The organism is Candidatus Poribacteria bacterium (genome assembly GCA_016866785.1).
Lineage (GTDB): Bacteria > Poribacteria > WGA-4E.
In genome coordinates this window covers 1-2,918 of the sequence record VGLH01000241.1, presented here as the reverse complement: position 1 = coordinate 2,918, position 2,918 = coordinate 1, and the positions used below count along the sequence as shown (strand labels likewise).

Genomic DNA, 2,918 nt, shown 5'->3' with positions numbered 1-2,918 from the left:
CAACGTCGTGATGTGACCGTCCACCGTGGAGCCCTGGAACCCGGCGACGACGACAACCCTCCCTGCGCCCAGCTCCTCGCGGATGCGGGCGTCATTGACGCGATGGATCCGCGCCTTGCTGAAGCTGCCGTCGGTCATGATCCCGACCTGCGGGCCCGTCATCGAGACGGTGTCTTCTCCACAGGCATGGATCGCCATCGCCAGCAGGGCGATGGACTGCTGTTCGCCGGTCGCCAGCAGCATATCCATCTCGCGCTCCGGGGGGTCGTCATGGACTTGCTTGGCGAGAGCGATGAGTCCGTCGGTCGTCTTGCCCATGGCGGAGACGACGACCACGACATCGTTGCCTTCACGTCGCGTCGCGACTACGCGACGTGCGACGTTCATGATCTTCTCGGGATCGGCGACTGACGATCCGCCATACTTCTGTACGACTAGGCTCATCGGTGAGGTGTTCCCATTCTGGTACCGACGCTACGATCTGCGTCAGCCGGTGTGCGACGTGCGACTGACAACTGAACGGAGGTGCCACACAAGCAGCCCGCGAACTCAGGAGATGCTCAAGAGCAGTTGGTGGACCCTGTGGTCGCTGGTCAACTCCGGGTGGAATGACGCCGCCAACAGATTGCCTTGCCGTGCGAAGACGATCCGATCCCCGAAGCGGGCGAGCACTTCCACACAGGGCTCTGCCGATTCGATGTGCGGCGCTCGGATGAACACGCCCGGAAACGGGTCGCCCCCGAGCGCCGGAATCGACAAGGGCACCTCGAAGCTGTCCACCTGTCGGCCGAAGCTGTTGCGCCGGACGTGGATGTCCATGACCCCGATGCGCGCCTGCTCGCTGCCCACGATGTCCTTGGCGAGCAGTATCATCCCCGCGCATGTGCCCAGGATCGGTCGCCCAGCACCGGCGAAGCGGCGTATCGGCTCCATGAGCCCGAATCGCTCTGCCAGCATCCCGATTGTCGTGCTCTCACCGCCTGGCAGGATGAGTGAGTCCACGCGCTCGATCTGATCCGGGGTGCGAACCAGCGTCGCGGACCCTCCGGCGGCATCGATAGCCCGGACGTGAGGTCCGACCGCACCTTGCAGAGCGAGCACGCCGACACGGTGGCTCATCTCCGGCTACCAGCCCCGACCTGCCATCCGCTGATCGTCGGGCAGGGAGCGGACGTCCAGACCCGACATCGGGGTGCCAAGCCCTTCGGACACCTTCGCGAGCACCGCCGGATCGTTGTAGTAGGCCACGGCATCGACGATTGCCTTGGCTCTCGGAGCCGGGTCCTCCGACTTGAAGATGCCCGACCCGACGAATACCGTTTCCGCCCCGAGCTGCATCATCAGCGCGGCGTCCGCCGGCGTCGCGACGCCACCTGCCGAGAAGTTCGGGACGGGAAGCCTGCCCGTCTCGTGCACCTCGACGACAAGGTGGTACGGAGCCCCGAGGTTCTTCGCCTCGCCCATCAGTTCGTCGCGCCGAAGGCCTTGGAGCCGCTTGATGCCCGACATGACGGCGCGCATGTGGCGGACCGCTTCGACGACGTTCCCGGTGCCGGCTTCGCCCTTGGTACGGATCATCGCGGCTCCCTCGCCGATTCGACGCAGCGCCTCTGCGAGGTCGCGGCATCCGCACACGAACGGCACGTTGAACGCGTGCTTATCGACGTGGAACTCCTCGTCCGCCGGCGTCAGCACCTCGCTCTCGTCGATGAAATCGACGCCCAGAGCTTCCAGGATCTGCGCTTCGACGAAGTGCCCGATTCGCACCTTCGCCATGACCGGAATCGAGACGGCGTCCATGATTCGCCGGATCACCAGCGGATCCGACATGCGCGCAACGCCGCCGTCGCGCCGGATGTCCGCCGGGACGCGCTCCAACGCCATCACGGCGACGGCTCCGGCGTCCTCGGCGATCTTTGCGTGCTCAGCCGTCACGACGTCCATGATGACGCCGCCCTTGAGCATCTCAGCCAGCCCAACCTTGGTCTTCCACGTCGATGTCTCGGTTCCCACTGTCTGTCCTTTCGCCCCAACGGCGCGACGGCACGAGCGCCCTACGCAACCCTGGCTCTACTTGCCTCCGTCTGCGCCCACGAACCAGTCCATCCACCGGTAGCCCTGCGGAAACACGATGCCGCTGCCCGCGGCTGAGCTTTCCGAGAGGGTCCGGAAGCCGTTCGCAACGATCCCGACGCCACACGCGGCGAACGGCACTGCCCCCCGCGCGTGCGTCTTGGTCGATATCGCCGTGACGTGGTCGGGAAGAACCGCCACGCGCGTTTGCGGATGCCGCTCGAGGTAGTCTACCACACGGGCCACGATCTCTCGGTCGACCGCCTCGATCGCCTCGATCTTGAGTTGCGCATCGCCCAAGTGCGCCGCCTCATCCGGGGCTTCGACGTGGATGTAGATGAAGTCGCGCTCCCGCAAGCTCTCGATGCCGTACACCGCCTTGCCCGCGTAGTTCGTGTCGAGGAAGCCGGTGATCCCCGGAACCCGGATGACTTCGAGACCCGCATACCGGGCAATGCCTCGAACCAAATCTACCGCCGAGATCGCGGATCCGGTCAGTCCGTACTTCCGGGCGTATGTTGCGAGCTTGGGAGCTCTTCCCTGTCCCCACAGCCAGATGCTGTTCGCCGGGCGCTTCCCCGCAGCCAGCCGCTTCCGATTCACAGGATGGTCACTTAGCACATCCCAGGACGCCTCCATGCAGCGATGGAGCTCTGCTGAGCCATCGCCCACGGGAAGGTGGTCGCGGAACGGCTCGCCCATGATGTCGTGCGGCGGCACGCAGACAGCGCCTTCGCCTCGTTCATGGACGACCATCAGATGGCGGTATTGGACTCCGGCGTGGAACCCGCGGTCCGGGGTACCGATGGCGGCGCCCACCGCCTCGATCAGCTCGGACGCCTCCT

The 2,918-nt window shown here is 65.5% G+C and carries 4 protein-coding genes; all 4 read right to left on the bottom strand.

Annotated elements, in window-relative coordinates:
• On the bottom strand, positions 1-444 hold a 444-nt coding region (locus tag FJZ36_18790; GenBank protein MBM3216946.1), incomplete at its 3' end, for an aspartate kinase.
• Positions 445-549: 105 nt separating this feature from the next.
• Entirely contained in the window at positions 550-1,119 is a 570-nt protein-coding gene (gene pdxT / locus FJZ36_18785; GenBank protein ID MBM3216945.1) for a pyridoxal 5'-phosphate synthase glutaminase subunit PdxT, read from the bottom strand.
• 6 nt (positions 1,120-1,125) lie between these two features.
• A complete protein-coding gene (gene pdxS / locus FJZ36_18780; protein MBM3216944.1) occupies positions 1,126-2,013 on the bottom strand; it encodes a pyridoxal 5'-phosphate synthase lyase subunit PdxS in 888 nt (295 codons plus the stop codon).
• Between the two features lie 57 nt (positions 2,014-2,070).
• On the bottom strand, positions 2,071-2,918 hold an 848-nt coding region (locus FJZ36_18775; GenBank protein MBM3216943.1), incomplete at its 5' end, for a phosphoglycerate mutase.

Coding starts and splice junctions, on each gene's coding strand:
- pdxT (MBM3216945.1), bottom strand. CDS start 1,119: ATGAGCCACCGTGTCGGCGTGCTCGCTCTGCAAGGTGCGGTCGGACCT.